Annotated in this window: 18 protein-coding genes; 8 read left to right on the forward strand and 10 right to left on the reverse strand. The window is 65.0% G+C overall.

The genetic code is table 11. The features are described 5' to 3' along the window. The first annotated feature begins 22 nt into the window (after positions 1-22). On the forward strand, positions 23-1198 hold the full coding sequence (locus CT676_RS30480; RefSeq protein WP_135215974.1) for a saccharopine dehydrogenase NADP-binding domain-containing protein: 1176 nt from the start codon (positions 23-25) through the stop codon (positions 1196-1198). Positions 1199-1338: 140 nt separating this feature from the next. On the opposite strand, the gene CT676_RS30485 is transcribed toward CT676_RS30480, so the two are convergent. Continuing rightward, positions 1339-2535, reverse strand: a complete 1197-nt coding sequence (locus tag CT676_RS30485) for an FAD-dependent monooxygenase (RefSeq protein WP_135215975.1) — start codon at positions 2533-2535, stop codon at positions 1339-1341. A 147-nt stretch (positions 2536-2682) separates the two neighbouring features. Here CT676_RS30485 and CT676_RS30490 point away from each other — a divergent pair, with 147 nt between their 5' ends. After that, complete coding sequence (locus tag CT676_RS30490) at positions 2683-3159, forward strand: MarR family transcriptional regulator (protein ID WP_166105847.1); 477 nt, start codon at positions 2683-2685, stop codon at positions 3157-3159. On the opposite strand, the gene CT676_RS30495 is transcribed toward CT676_RS30490, so the two are convergent. The 3 genes from CT676_RS30495 to CT676_RS30505 all read right to left on the reverse strand — a co-directional run bounded on the left by CT676_RS30495 (position 3128) and on the right by CT676_RS30505 (position 7339). Next, positions 3128-4384, reverse strand: a complete 1257-nt coding sequence (locus CT676_RS30495) for an O-antigen ligase family protein (RefSeq protein WP_167768208.1) — start codon at positions 4382-4384, stop codon at positions 3128-3130. The two genes, CT676_RS30490 and CT676_RS30495, sit on opposite strands and share 32 nt — an antisense overlap. 150 nt (positions 4385-4534) lie before the next feature. After that, entirely contained in the window at positions 4535-6085 is a 1551-nt protein-coding gene (locus CT676_RS30500) for an undecaprenyl-phosphate glucose phosphotransferase (protein ID WP_167768209.1), read from the reverse strand. A gap of 120 nt (positions 6086-6205) precedes the next feature. Further along, complete coding sequence (locus tag CT676_RS30505) at positions 6206-7339, reverse strand: glycosyltransferase family 4 protein (protein WP_135215979.1); 1134 nt, start codon at positions 7337-7339, stop codon at positions 6206-6208. A 201-nt stretch (positions 7340-7540) separates the two neighbouring features. Here CT676_RS30505 and CT676_RS30510 point away from each other — a divergent pair, with 201 nt between their 5' ends. After that, positions 7541-9823, forward strand: coding sequence for an exopolysaccharide transport family protein (locus CT676_RS30510; RefSeq protein WP_135215980.1), 2283 nt, complete (start codon positions 7541-7543; stop codon positions 9821-9823). A 195-nt stretch (positions 9824-10018) separates the two neighbouring features. Here CT676_RS30510 and CT676_RS30515 read toward each other — a convergent pair whose 3' ends face one another. Continuing rightward, the gene (locus CT676_RS30515; RefSeq protein WP_135215981.1) at positions 10019-11200 is read right to left on the reverse strand and encodes a GNAT family N-acetyltransferase; all 1182 of its coding nucleotides are present in this window, start codon (positions 11198-11200) and stop codon (positions 10019-10021) included. A 112-nt stretch (positions 11201-11312) separates the two neighbouring features. Between CT676_RS30515 and CT676_RS30520 the strand changes: the two genes are divergently transcribed. Beyond that, entirely contained in the window at positions 11313-12356 is a 1044-nt protein-coding gene (locus CT676_RS30520; RefSeq protein ID WP_135215982.1) for a polysaccharide deacetylase family protein, read from the forward strand. Here CT676_RS30520 and CT676_RS30525 read toward each other — a convergent pair. Continuing rightward, positions 12353-12568, reverse strand: a complete 216-nt coding sequence (locus CT676_RS30525; RefSeq protein ID WP_014494810.1) for a DUF2842 domain-containing protein — start codon at positions 12566-12568, stop codon at positions 12353-12355. The genes CT676_RS30520 and CT676_RS30525 overlap by 4 nt on opposite strands. A gap of 110 nt (positions 12569-12678) precedes the next feature. Between CT676_RS30525 and CT676_RS30530 the strand changes: the two genes are divergently transcribed. Next, on the forward strand, positions 12679-13761 hold the full coding sequence (locus CT676_RS30530) for a COX15/CtaA family protein (protein WP_135215983.1): 1083 nt from the start codon (positions 12679-12681) through the stop codon (positions 13759-13761). Positions 13762-13766: 5 nt separating this feature from the next. Here the strand turns inward: CT676_RS30530 and CT676_RS30535 are convergent, their stop codons facing one another. The 4 genes from CT676_RS30535 to CT676_RS30550 form a co-directional block, all read right to left on the reverse strand. Continuing rightward, a complete protein-coding gene (locus CT676_RS30535) occupies positions 13767-14111 on the reverse strand; it encodes a hypothetical protein (RefSeq protein ID WP_063982941.1) in 345 nt (114 codons plus the stop codon). A gap of 118 nt (positions 14112-14229) precedes the next feature. Continuing rightward, entirely contained in the window at positions 14230-15510 is a 1281-nt protein-coding gene (locus CT676_RS30540; protein WP_135215984.1) for an O-acetylhomoserine aminocarboxypropyltransferase, read from the reverse strand. Between the two features lie 127 nt (positions 15511-15637). Beyond that, positions 15638-16222 carry a CoA-binding protein gene (locus tag CT676_RS30545; protein ID WP_135215985.1) on the reverse strand — a complete coding sequence of 195 codons (585 nt, stop codon included), beginning with the start codon at positions 16220-16222 and terminating at the stop codon, positions 15638-15640. Between the two features lie 123 nt (positions 16223-16345). Continuing rightward, positions 16346-17170: an enoyl-CoA hydratase gene (locus tag CT676_RS30550; protein WP_135215986.1), complete on the reverse strand. Its 825-nt coding sequence runs from the start codon at positions 17168-17170 to the stop codon at positions 16346-16348. Between the two features lie 86 nt (positions 17171-17256). Between CT676_RS30550 and CT676_RS30555 the strand changes: the two genes are divergently transcribed. From CT676_RS30555 to rpsI, 3 genes are all read left to right on the forward strand, one after another. Beyond that, the gene (locus tag CT676_RS30555; RefSeq protein ID WP_135215987.1) at positions 17257-17685 is read left to right on the forward strand and encodes a PaaI family thioesterase; all 429 of its coding nucleotides are present in this window, start codon (positions 17257-17259) and stop codon (positions 17683-17685) included. A 158-nt stretch (positions 17686-17843) separates the two neighbouring features. Continuing rightward, positions 17844-18308 (forward strand): 50S ribosomal protein L13, encoded by a 465-nt coding sequence (rplM, locus tag CT676_RS30560; protein ID WP_008137961.1) that lies wholly within the window; start codon positions 17844-17846, stop codon positions 18306-18308. Between the two features lies 1 nt (position 18309). Further along, on the forward strand, positions 18310-18789 hold the full coding sequence (gene rpsI, locus CT676_RS30565; protein WP_007611021.1) for a 30S ribosomal protein S9: 480 nt from the start codon (positions 18310-18312) through the stop codon (positions 18787-18789). Positions 18790-18861 lie beyond the last annotated feature (72 nt).

Below are 18861 nucleotides of genomic sequence, written 5' to 3' on the forward strand. Positions count from 1 at the left end.
GGCTCCCAAGGAAGCGTGATCCGTGTCCGCGAAGTTCGACATCGTCGTCTACGGCGCAACGGGATACACCGGCCAGCTCGTCGCCGAATATCTCGCTGCAAGCTACGCCGGTGACGGCGCGCCGACATGGGCGATGGCCGGGCGCAGCAGGGACAAGCTCGCCTCCGTTCGCGATGCGATCAGCGCACCCGCTGACACGCCGCTGATCGTGGCGGACGCAGCCGATCCTGCGTCGTTGCGCGCGATGGTCGATCAGGCGAAGCTGGTGGTCACAACGGTCGGTCCCTACCAGCTTTATGGTTCCGATCTGCTCGCCGCCTGCGTCGCGTCGGGCACCGACTACATGGATCTCTGCGGCGAGCCGATCTGGCTGAAGCAGATGATCGACAGGCATGACGCGGCGGCGAAGGCGAGCGGCGCGCGCATCATGTTCTCCTGCGGCTTCGATTCCATCCCGTTCGAGCTCGGTGCGTTCTTCGTGCAGGAGGAAGCCCGTCGCGTGTTCGGAGCGCCGGCGCCGCGCGTCAAGGGGCGCGTCCGCGACCTCAGTTGGAAGTTCTCCGGCGGCACCTCGGCGAGCGCGAGGGTCACCTTCGAAGCAGTCGCGCAGGATCTCAGCCTGGTGTCGATCCTCAAGGACCCCTTCGCGTTCACGCCCGGCTTCGAGGGGCCGAAACAGCCGCGCGGCAACAAGCCCGTTTTCGAGGAAGACCTGCAATCCTGGTCCGCCCCGTTTGCTATGGCGACGCTGAACACGCGCAACGTCCATCGCTCCAACATGCTGATGGGATTCCCGTATGGCCGGGATTTCGTCTACGACGAGATGGTGCTGACGGGGACGGGGGACGAAGGGCAGGCCAACGCGAAGCTCGTCATGGCCGCCAATAGCGAAAAGACCGGCCCCAAAGCGCTCAAGCCCGGCGAGGGGCCGTCGAAGGAAGAGCGCGACAGCGGTCATTACGACGTGCTCTATGTCGCGATCGCGCCCGACGGCCGTCAGGTTCGCGCGGCGGTGAAGGGCGATCTCGATCCCGGCTATGCCTCAACGGCGAAGATGGTTTCCGAATGCGCGGTTTGCCTGCTGCGCGACACGCCTGATGTCCCGGCCGGTCTGTGGACCCCGGGGGCAGCGATGCAGCACAAGCTGATCAAGCGGCTGCGGGAGAATGCAGGGCTGAGGTTCGAGGTGGAGGGGTAGGCGCTTTTGCGTGCCTAAATGACGGTGTCGTCGCCCGGCTTCACCGGGCGACCCAGTATTCCAGAGACAGTGTTGTTGAATCGAGAGGCCGCGGCGTATTGGATCGCCCGCCTTCGCGGGCGATGACAGTGAGATTGCCGCTACGCCGCCCGCGCATCATACGCGTACATGAATTCCATGCTCTTCGAGCCCAGCGGCAACAGCCATTTCATCATCTGATTGCGGACCCATGCGCCGGTGGCGCTGAACTCGCGCTTGCTGTTGCCGTTGCGGCGGGCCATCGCGACGATCTTTTCCGTGCGCGGCCGCCGTTCGGCCTCGAAGGCCTGGAAGGTGGCGCCGAGCTCCTGGCCCTCCTGCATCAGCCGCGCGAGCCGCATCGCATCCTCGAGCGCGAGCGAAGCGCCCTGGCCCGCGTGGGGGCTGGTCGCATGCGCGGCATCGCCGATCAGCAGCGAGCGCTTGCGCGACCATGTCGGCAAGGTCGCGACGTCGAGCGTGTCGGTGACCACGATGTTCTCGGCCGCGTCGATGATGTCGGGGATCGGATCGTGCCAGCCGTGATGGAAGCCGCGCAGATGCTGTTTCAGCGTCGCGTGGTCGAGCGCGCGGAACATCGCCGCGTCCATGCCGTGCGCGGGCTGCGTGCTCCACCACATCACGCCGTCGTTCGGATCCGGGCTGCAATAGCCATAGCCGAAGAACCCGCTCTTGCCGAAGGTGGTCTCGACGTGCCGGCCGATCGGCCTGCCATCGAGGACGGCGTGCGGCACGAAGCCGCCGAACCCGATCAGTCCGGTGTCGAACGGTTGCGGACCGTCCGGCACGACCTGGCGACGCACGATCGAGTGCACGCCGTCGGCGCCGATCAGGAAGTCGCCTTCGGCCGTGGTGCCATCGGAGAAGTAGGCGATGATCGGCTGGTCGCCGCGGTCCTCGATCTTGATCAGGCGCTTCTCGAAATAGAGCGAGACGCAGGCGCACCAGGCCTTGTCGATCAGGATTTCGTTCAGCGTGGCGCGGCAGACATTGACGGCCGGCTGGCCGAAGCGCCGCGCCATGTCGCGGTTGATCGAACCGAGCCGTTCGCCGCTCTGCGAATAGAAATCGAAGGATTCCGCGATCGAGCCGCGGCTGATCAACTCGTTCGCGAGCCCGATCTCGTCCAGCACATGCATGCCGTTCGGTGCGATCTGGAGGCCGCCGCCGATGCCCTTCGAATAGGGCCAGGCTTCGTAGATTGCGGATTCGATGCCAGCGCGGCGCAGCAGGATCGCGGTGACGGGCCCGGCGATACCGGCGCCGATGATCAGGGCCTTGCGGGGACGGTTGGACATGGCTTGCTCCCGACGTTTCCGTGGTGCTAGGAGAAATTACGGCTGCTAAATCTCTTAGTAGCTAAGATATATATCGACTAAGATATGAGGTCAGCCTTGTCAAGGACGAAGGCGCGCGCGGCGCTGTTGCAGGAGCTCGAGGAAGCGATGCGGCGGTCGTCCGCGCAGGGTGTGCTCTATGGCCAAACGGTTGCGAACGTTGCCGGAATTGCCAATTCCGACCTCGAATGCATGGACATCCTCTATCTCGAGGGCCGCGTTACCGCGGGCCGGCTTGCCGAGGTCACGGGGCTGACGACGGGCGCCATCACCGGCGTGGTCGACCGGCTCGAGAAGGCCGGACTGGTGCGCCGCGAACGGGACGAGCAAGACCGCCGCAAGGTCTTCATTTCCGTCGTGCCTGAGACGGCGATGAAGATCGGCCAGCTCTACGTGCCGATGCAGCAGGCGATGGAGAAGGTGTTCGGCGCCTATTCCGACGAAGAGCTGCGCCTGCTGCTGCGCTTCGCGACCGAGGGCTACAAGGGCGTGCTCGCGGCAACCGAGGCGCTGAAGGGACTGCTCGATACGCCGCCGGAAAAGCGGCCCGATCTCAAACTGAAGAAGCTTCGTCGCGAGACTTGATCTTGTAAGCCTGCGCAGCCGCGATCATGCCCCACATCGCGCCCAGCATCATCCAGAAGTGCCGCCAGTGGTCGGTGTCGATCACGAAGCTCTCGCCGACGGTGCCGACGAAGGCGGAGAAGATCGCGAGATAAGCGCGCTGCCAGGGCACACGGACGAAGATGTGCCTGATACCCATGATCACGGTGGTGAAGACTAGCGCGGGATAGCACACGCCGGAGAGCCAGCCGCCGGACATGAAGGCGTTGAGGTAGGAGTTGTGGGTGTCCTCGGGGAAGTAGCGGTGGAATTGCAGGGGGCCGATGCCGAACGGCAGGTCGAGCGCCATCTCCGCGCCGAGGATGTGCCGGCCGAACCGGCCGAAGCGGCCTTCGTCATAGCTCTGGTCGAAGCTTGCGCGCTGCTTGAACATCTCGGCGGTGGAATCGAATGACAGCAGCACCGCGATCAGCGCGAGGCCCAGCACCGCGGCAACGATCGCCATGACGACGATGCGCGAGCGCTGCGCGTTGGTGCGGCTGGTCAGCACCATCAGCGCCAGCATGAAGGCGGAGGTCAGCACCAGTCCGCCCCAGGCGGCCCGGGAGAACGCGAGCAGGATCGCCAGCGACATGATGCCGAAAGCGATGACGTTGCGGAACGCCTTGGCAAACTTATCGGAGACCACGCTCTGGAGCGCGAACAGCGCCGGCAGGATCAGGAAGGCGCCGAGCACGTTCGGGTCCTTGAACGTGCCGCGTGCGCGCCCGTAGAGGGTGAGGAGATCGTCTCCGCCGGGAACCAGATGGAAGTAGCCGGCGACCGCCGACAGCGAGGCGACCATCGCGCCGACCACGAGGCCGCGGCGGAGCATGTCGAGCCGGGCCGCGGTGTCCTCCGAAGTGACCATCGCGAAGAACACGACGGTGACCGCCATGTACCAGGACGTCGCGATCCAGCTCGCCACCTCGGATTGCTCGAACAGCGGGACCGCGCTGATCGTGTAGCCGATATTGAGCAGGACCAGCATCAGGATCAGCGGCATCAGCACGAGCCGCAGGCGCAGGCCGGTCGCGAAGAAGGTGACGGCGGCCAGCAGCGTCACGATCTCATAGGGGCTCGGCTCGATGAAGACGATGGCGCCGGAGGCGCCGGCCAGCCACACCAGCGCGCGCTGGATGGCCAGCACGCCGGGCGCAGCGCGAACCGCTGCATTCATCTCCCCGGCTGTTGCCGCATACGCCATCACACGCTCACGCTATACGCCACAAACAAGCTGTCATCGCCCGGCTTGACCGGGCGATCCAGTATTCCGCGGCGCGCGTTGCAGAAGACGGCAGGCGCTGCGGAGTACTGGATGCCCCGGTCAAGCCGGGGCATGACTGAGAAACTCAACTCAATACGCGTTCTCGTTCTTGGTCAGCAGCGAGACCGGCGTCTTCAGGAGAATGACGAGGTCGAACAGCACCGACCAGTTCTCGATGTAGTAGAGGTCGAATTCGACGCGCTTCTGGATCTTCTCTTCATTGTCGATCTCGCCGCGCCAGCCGTTGATCTGGGCCCAGCCGGTGATGCCGGGTTTGACGCGGTGACGAGCGAAATAGCCGTCGACGGCTTCGTCGAAAAGGCGGCTCTGGAGCTTGCCCTGCACCGCATGCGGACGCGGGCCGACCAGGGACAAATTGCCTGAGAACACCACGTTGAAGAGCTGCGGCAGCTCGTCGAGGCTGGTCTTGCGGATGAAGCGGCCGACGCGGGTGACGCGCGGATCGTTCTTGGTCACGACCTTGGAGGCGGTCGGGTCGGCCTGATGGTGGTACATCGAGCGGAATTTGTAGACGTCGATACGCTCGTTGTTGAAGCCGAAGCGCTTCTGACGGAACAGCGCCGGGCCGGGGCTGTCGAGCTTCACCGCCAGCGCCACCAGTCCCATCACCGGCAGGGCTGCGAGCAGCGCGAGGCCGCCGACGATGCGGTCGAACAGCCACTTCATCACCAGGTCCCAGTCGGTGATCGGCGCCTCGAACACGTCGAGCGTCGGCACCTCGCCGAGGTAGGAATAGGAGCGGGGACGGAAACGCAGCTTGTTGGTGTGCGCGGAGAGCCGGATGTCGACAGGCAGCACCCAGAGCTTCTTCAACATCTCCAGGATGCGCGTCTCCGCCGAGATCGGCAGCGCGAACAGCACGAGATCGACCCGGGTGCGGCGGGCGAATTCGACGATGTCGTCGACCTTGCCGAGCTTGCGCGCGCCGGCGCAGGTGTCGAGCGCGCGACTGTCGTTGCGGTCGTCGAACACGCCGAGCACGTGGATGTCGGAATCCTCCTGGGCATTCAGCGCCTCGACCAGTTGCTCGCCGTTGCTGTCGGAGCCAACGACGATGGTGCGGCGGTCGAGCCGGCCCTGGCGTGCCCAGGCGCGCACCAGCGAGCGCAGCACCAGACGTTGGGAGATGAGCGCGGCGAGCCCGAGGAAGTAGAAGGCGGCAAGCCACAGCCGCGACATTTCGCTGCCGAACTTGGCGAAGAAGGATACGCCGATGAACAGCAGGAAGACGAACGACCAGGACGAGATCATCCGCGTCATCTGCCGGAGCTGACCGCGGAACAGCTGCACCTGATAGATGTCGGCGGCCTGGAAGCAGACCACGGCGGCGACCGCGACGGCGATGATCTGCGCGGGATAAACCCAGCTGAAGGAACCGGCGAGCGGCATGACATAGCCGACATAGAGCGCGATGCCGACAAGGCTCAGCAGGGCGAAATCGGCCAGGCGGACGAAGCCGGTGATCACGATCGGCGAATAGGCGCGGGCGACCTTCTGGTTGACGACGTCGAGCGCGGCGGGCGAGAGCCGGCGACGGCGCTCCACAAACGGTTGGTCAGCCGGCTTCGTCGCCGCGCTTGTCGCGGCGTCGAGCATCGAGCGTGCGTTGAGCGGTTCCACGGGCGTCCACGTCCATTCCAAAAAACCCGCGGGTCGCAGCGTTGCGCCCCGGGCGAGCATCCCCTGGCACGTCGATTATCGGACAAATCGGAAGATTCTCTAAAGCGGTCTTAAGGATGGTTAATGATTGGCAAATGCGTCGCGATAACCCGCGAGCACGCCGTCAACCATCGCCTGCTGGGAGAAATGCGCGGAGATGCGCTCGCGCAGGGCGGATGCGCGCTGCGCGGTCGCCTGCGGATCGTCGAGCGCGGCCGCGATCGCTTCGGCCATGGCCTCGGCGTTGCTCGCCGCGAACAGCGCCGGGCTCTCGGGCCCAAAAATCTCGGGGATGCCGCCGACGCGGGCCGCGATCATGGGAATGCCGGCAGCTCCAGCCTCGATCACGACGTACGGCATTGAATCGCCGCGCGAGGGCACGACCAGCAGGCGCCCCTTGGAGAAGCCGTAGCGCGCCTTGACGTGACCGATGAAGCGGATGGCGTTGGAGAGGCCGAGCTTCTCGACCTGCGCCTTCAGCGCCGCCGTCTCCTCGCCGTCGCCGCCGAGCGTGAGCGTGACCTTCTTGCCACCCTCGTGCAGACGCGCCACCGCATCGACGAGCAAATCCGCACCCTTGATGTGCCTGAACTCGCCGACATAAGCGAGATCGGTGGCATCGTCGGCGATGCTAACAGGTTCGAACTCCTCCGGCGTTACGCCATTGAAGACGCAATGCACCACGCCCTTGGGTGTGCCGACGATGCGCTGATAGGTATCGCGCGCAAACGCGCTCTCGAACAGGAACAGGTCCGTCGCGTCCATCAGCGTGCGTTCGAGCCGCGCGTAAAACTCGCCCTTGAAGGTGTTGAGGGGATAGTGCAGCGAGCCGCCATGCGGGGTGTAGATGCGGATGGCGTCGTTGGATCGCCGCCGCATGCGGACGAAGGCGCCGGCCTTGGCTCCGTGGCCGTGCGTGACGTCGGGTTTGAGCGCGGCGATCAGGCGCCGCATCCGCAGCCACACCAGAAAATCGTCTGGCGACGGTTCGCGGCGGATCGCCAGCCGGTGCACGCCGAGCTTCAGCCGCGGCGCGAGTTCGGCCAGCGCCTTGTCCGCGCGCTCGCCGCCGGTGAGGCTGTCGGCGAGAATCCCGACGTGATGACCGCGATCGACCTGACCGTTGGCGAGATCGAGGATGTGGCGGAAGATGCCGCCCACGGGAGCGCGCACGGCGTGCAGGATGCGGAGCGGCCGGTCGGGAGAGGGGGGCATGATCAGAACCAGCGCTCGACGGCGAATGCTCGAACAATTCTCGAAATATCGAGATGGATTAAGAGCCCTCGTGGTTAACAAACGGTGTCGGCGCCGTGCGCGCCGGTCGCGGCAGGGCGCGATTAACCCAGCAGCAACCTTAATGGAGTGTAATCGCCCCGGTTGAGGTAGAGTCGCAGCGTTGCCCTGTGGGAGTGTTCGATGCGTTTAGCGTTCTGGCGTGCCGGCAAGGACAAGGCGGTGGTCGAGCGGGCTATTTCGAAGCCCAAGGCCGAAGCCAAATCGACCGAAGCCGCGCGAAAGATTGAAGCAGAGCCTGCGCCCGTTGCTGCGAAGCAGGCACAAGCCGAATCCGGCGATATCGATCTTCATGCGCTCGGCGCGGTGCTCGCCCGCAAGCGCGGCTGGATCATCGTGCCGACGGTGCTCGCGCTCGTCGCGTCGATCGCCGCCGTCAATCTCGTCACTCCGCGTTACAAGTCGGAATCCCGCATCCTGATCGACGGCCGCGAGAACGTGTTCTTGCGGCCGAGCAGCGACCGCAGCACCGAAGAGCGGCAGTCGCTCGATCCCGAGGCGGTGACCAGCCAGGTGCAGCTCGTGCTGTCGCGCGATCTCGCGCGCGAGATCATCAAAAAGAACAAGCTCGCGGAGCGCCCCGAATTCGATCCGGTGCTACAAGGCATTTCGCCGCTGAAGTCGCTCGCAGCGATGATCGGCATCGGTCGCGATCCGTTTTCGATGACGCCGGAAGAGCGGGTGCTGGATGCCTATTACGAGCGGCTCCAGGCCTACGCCGTCGACAAGTCGCGCGTGATCGTGGTCGAATTCCAGTCCGCCGATCCTGACCTTGCCGCGCGCGTCGCCAATTCGATCGCCGACGGCTATCTCGTGCTCCAGCAGAATGCGCGCCAGGATCAGGCCCGCAGCGCCAGCCAGTGGCTTTCGGGCGAAATCGAAAATCTGCGCAAGAAAGTCTCCGACGCCGAAGCCAAGGTCGAGGACTTCCGTTCCAAATCGTCGCTGTTCGTCGGCACCAACAACACCACGCTCTCGAACCAGCAGATGGGCGAGGTCAATACCCAGCTCAACAACGCGCGCTCGATGAGGGCGGATGCTGAATCCAGGGCGCGGCTGATCAAAGAGATGCTCCAGAGCGGCAAGCCGATCGAAGCGTCCGAGGTGGTGAATTCCGAACTGATGCGGCGGCTGTCCGAGCAGCGGGTGACGTTGCGGGCGCAGCTTGCCGAACAATCGTCCACGCTGCTCGGCAATCACCCGCGGATCAAGGAGCTGAAGGCGCAGCTCGGCGACCTCGACAACCAAATTCGCGACGAAGCGGCCAAGATCTCGCGCTCGCTCGAAAGCGATGCGCGGATCGCCGGTGGCCGGGTCGACGGCCTGACGGCGAGCCTCGACCAGCTCAAGAAGCAGGCGACCTCGACCAACGGTCAGGACGTCCAGCTCCGCGCGCTCGAGCGCGAAGCCAAGGCGCAGCGCGACCTGCTCGAGACGTATCTTGGGAAGTATCGCGAGGCCAGCACCCGCGAAAGCATCGATACCGCGCCGGCGGAAGGCCGCATCATCTCGCGCGCCATCGTCTCGAATACGCCGGCCTATCCGAAGAAGCTGCCGATCGTGCTGATTGCGACGATCGCGACGCTGCTGCTCTCGTCCGGCGTCGTCGTCACCGGCGAGCTGCTGCGCCAGACCGCGCCACGCGCGGTGGCGGTGTTCACGCCGGCGCAGACGCAGGCGCCGGTGCGCCAAGAGCCGGTGGTCCAGCCGGTCGTCCCGTCGGTGGCCGAGCCGATGCTCGATCCGGTTGTGGAAGACCTTACGCCGCTTCAGCCCGAGATGACGGCCGATGCCGACGTCACTGAATTCGCCGAGATCGAGCATCTCGCCGACAACCTGCGCGCTGCGGGACCGGCGGCGAAGAAGGTCACGGTGCTCGGCACCGCGGCCGGCGAAGCCATCACGCTGTCGACGCTGACGCTGGCCCGGCACCTGGCGCGCGAGGCGCGCGTCGTTGTGGTCGATCTCGCCGCATCCTCGCCGACCATCGCCGCGGTGTCCGTCGATGCTTCGGCTCCCGGCCTCGCCGAGCTGATGCAGGGCGAGGCCTCGTTCGCGCAGATCATCACCCGGGACAAGCTCTCGCGGTTGCACCTGGTTATGGCCGGCCGTCCCGGCTTCGACCGCAGCCTGCTGCAATCGCCACGGGTGACGCTCGCGATCGATGCGCTGCTCCGCGCCTACGACCACGTGCTGGTGGACGCCGGCAGCGCCTCGGACCTCCCAGCGGAACTCTTGACGGCGCATGCCCGCGCCGTCGTGGTGCCCGACGCGTCGATGGCGCCGGACGCCCGCACGCTGATGTGCGAGCAGCTGAAGGCGGTCGGTTTCAGCGAGGTGACGATGCTGAGCAGGCCGGTGCAGCCGTCGGACGCTGTGGAAACGCCGCGTGTGGTGGCGGCGTAATTCTCACCCTCTGCCCCTGCGGGAGAGGGTGGCTTCGCGAAAGCGAAGCCGGGTGAGGGGGCTTTCTCCACGAACTCGGAATCGTAGGGTGGGCAAAGGCGCATTTGCGCCGTGCCCACCACCTTTCAACGACTGCGGGAGACGTGGTGGGCACGCTTCGCTTTGCCCACCCTACGAGACCAGAGGCTGTGACGCCTACCCGAACGTCTGCCGCAGCCGCCGCGCCAGATCGAACAACACCTGGTTCTGCTTCACCAGCCGTTTGCCGTGGCTCAGCGAGGACATCGCCATCGCCGCGAGTTTTCCGCGCGCGGTCAGGGGCACGAAGCTGTCGAAAATGTCGTCGTCGTCCTTGCAGAACATGCGCTTGTAATCGTCCGAGCCGATGCCGAGATCGAGCGAGCGGTAGCCGCGTTCGGCGTAGCGGTCGATGATGTAGCGCATCAGGATCAGCCCGGGGCTGTAGCGGGCGTGCTCGGACATCGTGTAGGTGTTGAACATCATCGAGAAGCGCTGGCCGTCGGCGACGCCGGCGAAGATCGCGATCACCTCGTCGTCGCACTCGAGCGCATGGATGTCGATGACGCGGCCTTCGCCGCGCGCAGACAGGCACGCGCTGCGGATGAACGCTTCGACGCCGGGCTCGGCAAAGACGTTGGGCAGTTTCTGTTCGGCCATCCGCGCCGGCTTGACCCTGAAGAACCAGTCGAGCAGGCGGGTGACGTCCGCATCCGTAGTGGCGAGGTGATAACGATAGCCGGCAAGCGCCTGGAGCTTCTTTTCCTTGCTCTTGAGGCGGCGGCGAAAGGAGTTGCTGATCCGCGATGCGGGCGGCCCGCCCGGCTCCATCGCCAGGAGAGGGCAGCCGTTGATCGCACTCTGCCGCGGCAGTTGCGCGAACGGGTTGTGCTGGTCGTGCCAGCGCAGCGGCTGCTGCGTCAGCGCGAGCACGTCGGCATGCTCGCGCAGCGGCGCAAGCAGCGCGTCGAGATCGGCGATGGTGACCTCGGCGGCGAACTCGGCGTTCCACAGGCCCATGTTGAAGGTGGTGTGCTTGCCGCCCATGAAGCAGGCCGTGCGCACGCCGTGGCCTTGCCGCAGCGAGAGCGGCAGCAGCAGGAGCGGCTGGCGCTCGGCGTCGCGGGCAATGACGATGAAGGGACTGGCGCCTTCGTGGCTGCCGACCAGCCGTTGCCATGGGCCGAGCAGGTCGAAGCGCTGGTAGGGCGTGAAGAGGTGGCCGCTCTCCTCGAGCGCGCGCCAGACCGTCTCTGCCTCGGCCAGATCGGTGACGATATCGACATGCGCGATACGGCTCGCTTTCGACCGCGCTGGCGATTCTGCCGTCCGGCTTTGCATCGCCGCAGCCATGGTCATTCACGAAACCTGTCGAGAAACGAAAAATTTGCGTATTTCGGCCTGTGGCCGACCTTTGCAAAGAAATGTCAACAAAGGGTAATGACAATCAGGCGAACGCGAAGGTGGGATATTGGCATCCGACGACAGATGGCTGGAGCGGTTGCGGCTTGAGCTGGCCTGGTTCACCGGTCAGGCTGTGCTGCGCAGCCGCGGCGCCGGCGCGATCCTGCGCTTTCAACACGTGCGGCCGCGGCGGCGCGGCGCGTTTCAGCCGCTGCGTGAAAGCGAAATCAGTCCGCAATTCCTCGATCGCGCCATTCATGCGCTGAAGCGGTGGGGGTATGACTTCCTCGGCATGGACGATGTCTGCCGCCGCGCGGTGACGCTGCCGCAGAATCGGCGCTTCGTGGCGCTGACCTTCGACGGCGCCAACAAGGACCTCATCAGCTTCGCCTATCCGGTGCTGGCGCGCCACGCCGTGCCGTTCACGATCTATGTGCCCACCGCGTTTCCCGATGGAGTCGGCGAGGGCTGGTGGCTCGGGCTCGAGCGGATGATCGCGCGCGAGAGCCGCATCAACCTGATGATGGGCGAGAAAGAGCAACGTTTCACCGTCACGGGCAACGCCGAGAAGCAGGCGCTGTTTTCGTTCGTCGAGAGCTGGCTGCGCTCGTTGCCGCCGGCGGATTTGTCGGCCGCGATCGCCGATCTCTGCACGCGCTACCGGATCGACCTCGCTGCGCTCACGCGCGAAGCCTCGATGGATTGGGAGGATCTGGTAAAGCTTGCGGCGGATCCGCTGGTCACGGTCGGCAGCGCGACGGTGAACTATCCCGTTCTCGCGAACATGAAGGACGCCGCCGCGTTGCGCGAGATGACGATGGGCAAGGCGGTCGCGGAAGCGGCCTTCGACCGCGATATCAGGCATCTGGCCTTTCCGTTCGGCGATCGCTCGTCTTTCCGGCGCAGCCACGTCGTCATGGCGGAAGAGGCCGGCTTTGCCAGCGCCGTCTCGACCATCTCTGGCATCGTGGACGCGGAGGGGCGCACCAATCTGCACGCACTGCCGCGGATTTCCTGGGACGGCCGGATACAATCACTGCGCATGCTGCGCGTGCTGGTGTCCGGTGTTGCCTTCGCGCCGGTGAAACCGACCGGCAGCGTTACGAATTAAGATTTGACGCGATCCGGCCGCTGCATCCAACTCACGATCGGCATCGCCGGCAGCACCCAGCCCATGCCGACCACCACGTAGTAGATCGCCTGCCGCCAGCCGGACTCGGCGATCCACGGCATCTGCGCCAGCGCCATGCCGAGCAGGGCCCAGACAGTGGCCAGCACCAGGAGCAGGATGGCGCCGAGGAACTTGCGGGTGCGGATCGTCATGGCGGAATGCTGCGGCCTTCGCGTAACTTGCGCTGCGGGAGCGGGGGACTATAAGGGGCACGCAGTCCGGTTCAAGTCTCTTTGCAACAAGGCTTGGTTTTGTCCCTGAAATGACGACGATTTTCGCTCCGACCAACCCGCATCGCGCCGTGCGCTGGTGGTTGATTTCCGTGGCCGCCCTCATCGCGCTGATGGTGCTGGTCGGCGGCGCGACGCGGCTGACGGAATCCGGCCTCTCGATCGTCGAATGGAAGCCGGTCACGGGCAGCGTGCCGCCGCTGTCGGAGGCGCAGTGGACCGAGGCCTTCGAGGCCTACAAGAAGATCCCGCAATACCGCGAGCTCAACGCCGGCATGAGCCTGTCCGAGTTCAAGGAGATCTATTGGTGGGAATGGAGCCACCGCTTTCTCGGCCGCTTCATCGGCGTTGCCTATCTCTTGCCGTTCCTGTTCTTCCTGTGGCGCGGCGGCCTGTCGGGCGAGTTGAAACGGCGGCTGTGGCTGCTGTTCGCGCTTGGCGGACTCCAGGGCGCCGTCGGCTGGTGGATGGTGGCCTCGGGTCTCACGGAACGGGTCGAGGTTTCGCAATATCGGCTCGCGACGCATCTGATGCTCGCGCTGCTGATCTTTGCCGGCATCGTCTGGACGGTGCGGCGGCTCGCCGAGCGTCCGCAGATCGTTGCGCCCGCGCGGCTGAGATTCACGAGCGTGCTGCTACTCATCGTGACCTTCGTCCAGATCTATTTCGGCGCGCTGGTCGCGGGTCTGCGCGCCGGGCGTGCCTACAACACCTGGCCGCAGATCGACGGCGCGTTCATTCCCGCAGGCGACCGGCTCTGGTTCGAGACGCCGTGGTGGCGCAACATGTTCGACAACGTGCTGACGGTGCAGTTCGAGCACCGCATGACGGCCTATGCGCTGTTCGTGCTGGCGGCGCTGCACGCATTCGATGCGGTGCGTTCAAGCGCGGGCCGAGCTGCGAGCGGCGCGCTGTTGCTGCTGGGCGCGGTGGGCCTGCAGGCGGTGCTCGGCATCCTCACGCTGCTCAACCAGGTGCCGATCGATCTCGCGCTTTCGCACCAAGCGGTTGCGATCGTGGTGCTCACGCTTGCAGTGATGCAGGTGGAGCGGCTGGCCTCGCGACAATCTGCACAGGCGCAGCCGCGCGCGGTTCCGGTCGGTCAGGCCGGCTGATCAGGTCAGCAATAGCCGTAGACGCCGCACGCGTAGGGCAGGCGCCAGAAATAGCCGACCTGTGGTCCGCCGTAGTACGGGCCCTGATAATCGTAGCTCCAGGGCCGGCCATAATAGCCCGGCAAGGTGCTGGAGCCGGGCAGGAGCGGCGTGCCCGGCAGGTTGCGGATGTAGCTGCCGATGCCATAGGCCGGCGAGATCAGCGCATCCGGATCGGTCTCGACATAGACCTGTGGCGGGTCCTGCGGCGGCACGGCAGCGCGCCGTCTCGCTGTGGCCGGCAGATCGGCGGCAACGGCAGCTGAGACCGTCAGCATGGCGGCAAGGGCAGGCACCATCCAGCGCAGCATCGTCGGCTCCGAATCAAAGGGGCGATCCAAGGACGATGTATGCGGTAGATATGGTTAATGACTGTTAACGCGGGCTGTCATTCCGGGGCGAGGCAACGCCCCGGAATGACCAGGAAAGCTACGCCCCCAGCGCCTGCTCCAGATCGGCGATCAGATCTTCCTTGTCTTCGATGCCGATCGAGAGCCGCACCACGTCGGGGCCGGCGCCGGACTTCACCTTGGCGGCGTCGTCGAGCTGGCTGTGCGTCGTCGAGGCCGGGTGGATGACCAGCGAGCGGGTGTCGCCGACGTTGGCCAAGTGCGAGAACAGCTGCAGCTTCGACACCAGGCTGACGCCGGCGTCATAGCCGCCCTTCAGGCTGAAGGTGAACACGGCGCCTGCGCCCTTCGGCGCGTATTTGCGTGCAAGCTGGTTGTACTTGTCGCTTGCCAAGCCCGCATAGCTCACCGAGGCCACCGCCGGATGGCCGGCGAGGAATTCTGCAACGGCCTTGGCGTTGTCGCAGTGCTTCTGCATCCGCAGCGGCAGCGTCTCGATGCCGGTCAGGATCATGAAGGCGTTGAACGGCGACAGCGCGGGTCCGAGATCGCGCAGGCCCAGCACGCGGCAGGCGATCGCGAAAGCGAAATTGCCAAAGGTCTCCTGGAGGCGGATGCCGTGATATTCGGGCCGCGGCTCCGACAGCATCGGATATTTGCCGCCCCTGGACCAGTCGAACGTGCCGGCGTCGACGATGATGCCGCCGAGCGAATTGCCGTGGCCGCCCAGGAATTTCGTCAGCGAGTGCACGACGATGTCGGCGCCATGGTCGATCGGGCGGATCAGGTAGGGCGAGGCCAGCGTGTTGTCGACGATCAGCGGCACGCCCGCCTTGCGCGCCACCGTCGAGATCGCCTCGATGTCGGTGATGCTGCCGCCGGGATTGGCAATGGACTCGATGAAGATGGCCTTCGTGCGCGGCGTCACCGCGCGCTCGAAGCTTGCGATGTCATCGGAATCCGCCCACACCACGTTCCAGCCGAAGCTCTTGAACGCATGCGAGAACTGGTTGATCGAGCCGCCATAGAGCTTGCGCGCGGCGATGAATTCGTCGCCGGGCTGGAGCAATTGCTGCAGCACCACGACCTGTGCGGCGTGGCCCGAGGCGACCGCAAGCGCGGCGGTGCCGCCTTCGAGTGCGGCAACACGCTCTTCCAGCACCGCGTTGGTGGGATTGCCGATGCGGGTATAGATGTTGCCGAATGCCTGCAGGCCGAACAGCGAGGCGGCGTGGTCGGCGTCGTTGAAGACGAAAGAGGTGGTTTGATAAATCGGGGTCGCGCGCGCACCGGTGGTGGGATCGGGTTGTGCACCGGCATGCACGGCGAGGGTTGAAAATCCCGGAAGGCGATCGCTCATTGAGGGCGTCCTGTTCTTGTGATCTGAAATCGCGCGGCATGCTGATCGGCGACGCGCCCGCCGTCAAGGCGCCGCTTCACATCACGGCGCTACGATTGTCACGTTCGCGCAACGGAAGTTTATTGCGTCAGCTTTGCTCGGTCTTGTTCTTTGCAGCGCGATCGGAAGCTGCGGTGTCGCCGCCGCCGACACTCATCCGATTGAGGGATAGCTGCATGCCTTGCGTCGGCGCCGGCGGCCGTTTGGAGCTCAGCGTGCGTGAATTGACGCCCATCCAGGAAATCTCGGACGACAAGCGGCCATATTCGATCTTGGGGCAGCGGTTCATCACGACCTTGATCCCGGCGGCCTCGGCCTTCGCCGCGGCTGCGTCTTCGCGCGCGCCAAGCTGCATCCAGATCACCTTCGGCAGCGGATCGAGCGTGAGCGCTTCTTCGACCACCGGCATGATGTGGCTGGAGTTGCGAAAGATGTCGATCATGTCGACGGGGCGGCCGATGTCGGAGAGCGAGGCGACAAACGGCTTTCCGAGCAGATCCTTGCCGACATGGCCGGGATTGACCGGGATCATGTCATAGCCGCGCTGCGCCAGATATTTGAACGCAAAATAGCTCGGCCGCACATTGACGGGCGAGGCGCCGACCATCGCGATCGACTTCACGCTGTTGAGGATGCCGCGGATGTAATTGTCGGGATAGGCGTCGTGGTTCATCTTTTTCTTTCTCTGACCCTCATGGTGAGGAGCGCGGCCCGCGCGTCTCGAACCATGAGGCCACAGTCGGGCCTCCATCCTTCGAGACGCCGCGTTCCGCGGCTCCTCAGGATGAGGAGTTGACTATTCATCCCGCCATGTCGGCGTGCGCTTCTCGATGAACGCGCCGATGCCTTCCTCGGCGTCGCGCGCCATCATGTTCTCGGTCATCACCTCTGCCGCATAGCGATAGGCGTCCGCAAGGCTCATCTCGGCCTGGCGATAGAACGCCTCCTTGCCGAGCTTGACGGTGTAGGCCGACTTCAGCGCGACCTGTTCGGCGAGGGCAATTGCGGCCTCGCGCTCGGTGCCGGCCGCGACCACGCGGTTGATGAGCCCGATCTCGCGGGCGCGCGTGGCCGCGATCGGCTCGCCGGTCAGCAGCATTTCCATCGCCTGCTTGCGCGGCACGTTCCGCGACAGCGCCACCATCGGCGTGGAGCAGAACAGGCCGATATCGACGCCCGGCGTGGCGAAGCTCGCCGCTTCCGAGGCGATCGCGAGATCGCAGCTTGCCACGAGCTGGCAGCCGGCCGCGGTCGCAATGCCCTGGACGGCCGCGACCACGGGCTTCGGCAAATGCACGACCGCCTGCATCATCGCGCTGCAGGCGGTCATCATCTCGGCAAAGAAGGCGCGGCCGCGATCCGGGTCAGTGCGGCGCGCGGTCAGCTCCTTCATGTCGTGGCCGGCGGAGAAGGCGGGGCCGTTGGCGGCGATCACCACGCCGCGGACCGCCTTGTCGTCGCGGATCTCATTGAGCTCGGCATGCAGGCTTGCGATCATCGCCTGCGACAGGCTGTTGCGCGCGGCCGGACGGTTCAGCGTCAGGACCGCGATGGGGCCTATGGTCTCGCGCAGCAGGCTCGACGGTTGCGGGGAGGGGGCGCGGGCGGCCTGGGCGGACATCGAAGCGTTCCCGGTTGGATTCTTGCAATTGGATGACGCAGATAACTTAATGTAACAGGGGATGCGAAGCGAGGGTGAGGCGAAGCATGGCGTTAGCGAAAATGAGCGTGGCGGAGGTCGAGCAGTTTCTCCGTGACGAGTTTCCCCAGGCCTTCAGCGGCGATGACATCACGATCGAGAGCGCCGACGGCCAGACCTGCCTTTTGCGCCAGCGCTACAGCGAAAGGATGCTGCGGCCGGGTGGAACCGTGTCCGGCCCGACGCTGATGGCACTGGCGGATTTCGCGATGTACGTGGTGCTGCTGTCCGCGATCGGGCCGATCGGGCTCGCGGTCACCACCAATCTCAACATCAACTTCCTGCGTAAGGGGCTACCGGGACAGGACGTGCTCGCGGAAGCGCGGCTGCTCAAGCTCGGCAAGCGCCTGGCGGTCGGCGAGGTGAAGCTGCTGTCCGGCACGTCGCCCGATCCCATTGCCCATGTCACCTCGACCTATTCCATTCCAAATGTTTGAGCTTTTCGCAGGTAATATAGTACCATAATTTTAAGATATTGATTTTGCTATTGTAATTCCCGCTATGGGGCATTGACCGTTGCGCGTCTCTTCTCTAGAAAACCGCCCAGTCCGGCGCGGTGTTCGCGCCGATATCTCCCGTCCACGGAAACTCCGATATGAAAACCTTTTCGGCAAAGCCGGCTGAGGTGACGAAGAAGTGGGTACTGATCGACGCCAAGGGTCTGGTCGTCGGCCGTCTCGCAACCATCGTCGCCATGCGCCTGCGCGGCAAACACCTCCCGACCTACACCCCGCACGTTGATTGCGGCGACAACGTCATCATCATCAACGCGCAGCATGCGGTCCTCACCGGTCGCAAGCGCGAGCAGAAGACCTATTACAAGCACACCGGTTACGTCGGCCACGTCAAGGAGCGCACCGCGCGCCAGATCCTCGAGGGCAAGCATCCCGAGCGCGTGCTCGAGAAGGCCGTCGAGCGCATGATCCCGCGTGGTCCGCTCGGTCGCGTCCAGATGGGCAACCTCCGCGTCTATGGCGGCGCCGATCATCCTCACGAGGCCCAGACGCCCGAGAAGATCGACATCGCCAAGTTGAACCGCAAGAACACGAGGGCCGCATAACATGGCCGAATCCATCCAGTCGCTCGACCAGCTCTCGCAGCTCAAGACGGCGGCCGCGCCCGACGCGCCCAAGCACGAGAAGAAGGTCGACAAGTTCAACCGCGCCTACGCCACCGGCAAGCGCAAGGACGCGGTCGCCCGCGTCTGGATCAAGCCGGGCGCCGGCAAGGTCACGGTCAATTCGCGCGAGGTCGAGGTCTATTTCGCCCGTCCCGTGCTGCGCATGATGATCGAGCAGCCGTTCTCGGTGGCCGCGCGTTCCGGCCAGTACGACGTGATCTGCACGGTTGCCGGCGGTGGTCTGTCCGGCCAGGCCGGTGCCGTCCGTCACGGCATCTCCAAGGCGCTCACCTATTTCGAGCCGGAGCTGCGTACCGTGCTCAAGAAGGGCGGCTTCCTGACCCGCGACTCCCGCGTGGTCGAGCGCAAGAAGTACGGCAAGGCCAAGGCCCGCCGGTCCTTCCAGTTCTCGAAGCGTTAATCGCTTCGGTCACATTCGCCGCGAAAGCGGCTTCAATGAGATGCAAAAGGGCGCTGATTTCAGCGCCCTTTT

The sequence above is a fragment of the Bradyrhizobium sp. MOS001 genome (assembly GCF_004634465.1).
GTDB classification, from domain to species: domain Bacteria; phylum Pseudomonadota; class Alphaproteobacteria; order Rhizobiales; family Xanthobacteraceae; genus Bradyrhizobium; species Bradyrhizobium barranii.

Coding starts and splice junctions, on each gene's coding strand:
- CT676_RS30485 (WP_135215975.1), bottom strand. CDS start 2,535: ATGTCCAACCGTCCCCGCAAGGCCCTGATCATCGGCGCCGGTATCGCC.
- CT676_RS30490 (WP_166105847.1), top strand. CDS start 2,683: ATGCGGCGGTCGTCCGCGCAGGGTGTGCTCTATGGCCAAACGGTTGCG.
- CT676_RS30495 (WP_167768208.1), bottom strand. CDS start 4,384: ATGGCGTATGCGGCAACAGCCGGGGAGATGAATGCAGCGGTTCGCGCT.
- CT676_RS30505 (WP_135215979.1), bottom strand. CDS start 7,339: ATGCCCCCCTCTCCCGACCGGCCGCTCCGCATCCTGCACGCCGTGCGC.
- CT676_RS30510 (WP_135215980.1), top strand. CDS start 7,541: ATGCGTTTAGCGTTCTGGCGTGCCGGCAAGGACAAGGCGGTGGTCGAG.
- CT676_RS30515 (WP_135215981.1), bottom strand. CDS start 11,200: ATGACCATGGCTGCGGCGATGCAAAGCCGGACGGCAGAATCGCCAGCG.
- CT676_RS30525 (WP_014494810.1), bottom strand. CDS start 12,568: ATGACGATCCGCACCCGCAAGTTCCTCGGCGCCATCCTGCTCCTGGTG.
- CT676_RS30530 (WP_135215983.1), top strand. CDS start 12,679: ATGACGACGATTTTCGCTCCGACCAACCCGCATCGCGCCGTGCGCTGG.
- CT676_RS30535 (WP_063982941.1), bottom strand. CDS start 14,111: ATGCTGCGCTGGATGGTGCCTGCCCTTGCCGCCATGCTGACGGTCTCA.
- CT676_RS30540 (WP_135215984.1), bottom strand. CDS start 15,510: ATGAGCGATCGCCTTCCGGGATTTTCAACCCTCGCCGTGCATGCCGGT.
- CT676_RS30545 (WP_135215985.1), bottom strand. CDS start 16,222: ATGAACCACGACGCCTATCCCGACAATTACATCCGCGGCATCCTCAAC.
- CT676_RS30550 (WP_135215986.1), bottom strand. CDS start 17,170: ATGTCCGCCCAGGCCGCCCGCGCCCCCTCCCCGCAACCGTCGAGCCTG.
- CT676_RS30555 (WP_135215987.1), top strand. CDS start 17,257: ATGGCGTTAGCGAAAATGAGCGTGGCGGAGGTCGAGCAGTTTCTCCGT.
- rplM (WP_008137961.1), top strand. CDS start 17,844: ATGAAAACCTTTTCGGCAAAGCCGGCTGAGGTGACGAAGAAGTGGGTA.
- rpsI (WP_007611021.1), top strand. CDS start 18,310: ATGGCCGAATCCATCCAGTCGCTCGACCAGCTCTCGCAGCTCAAGACG.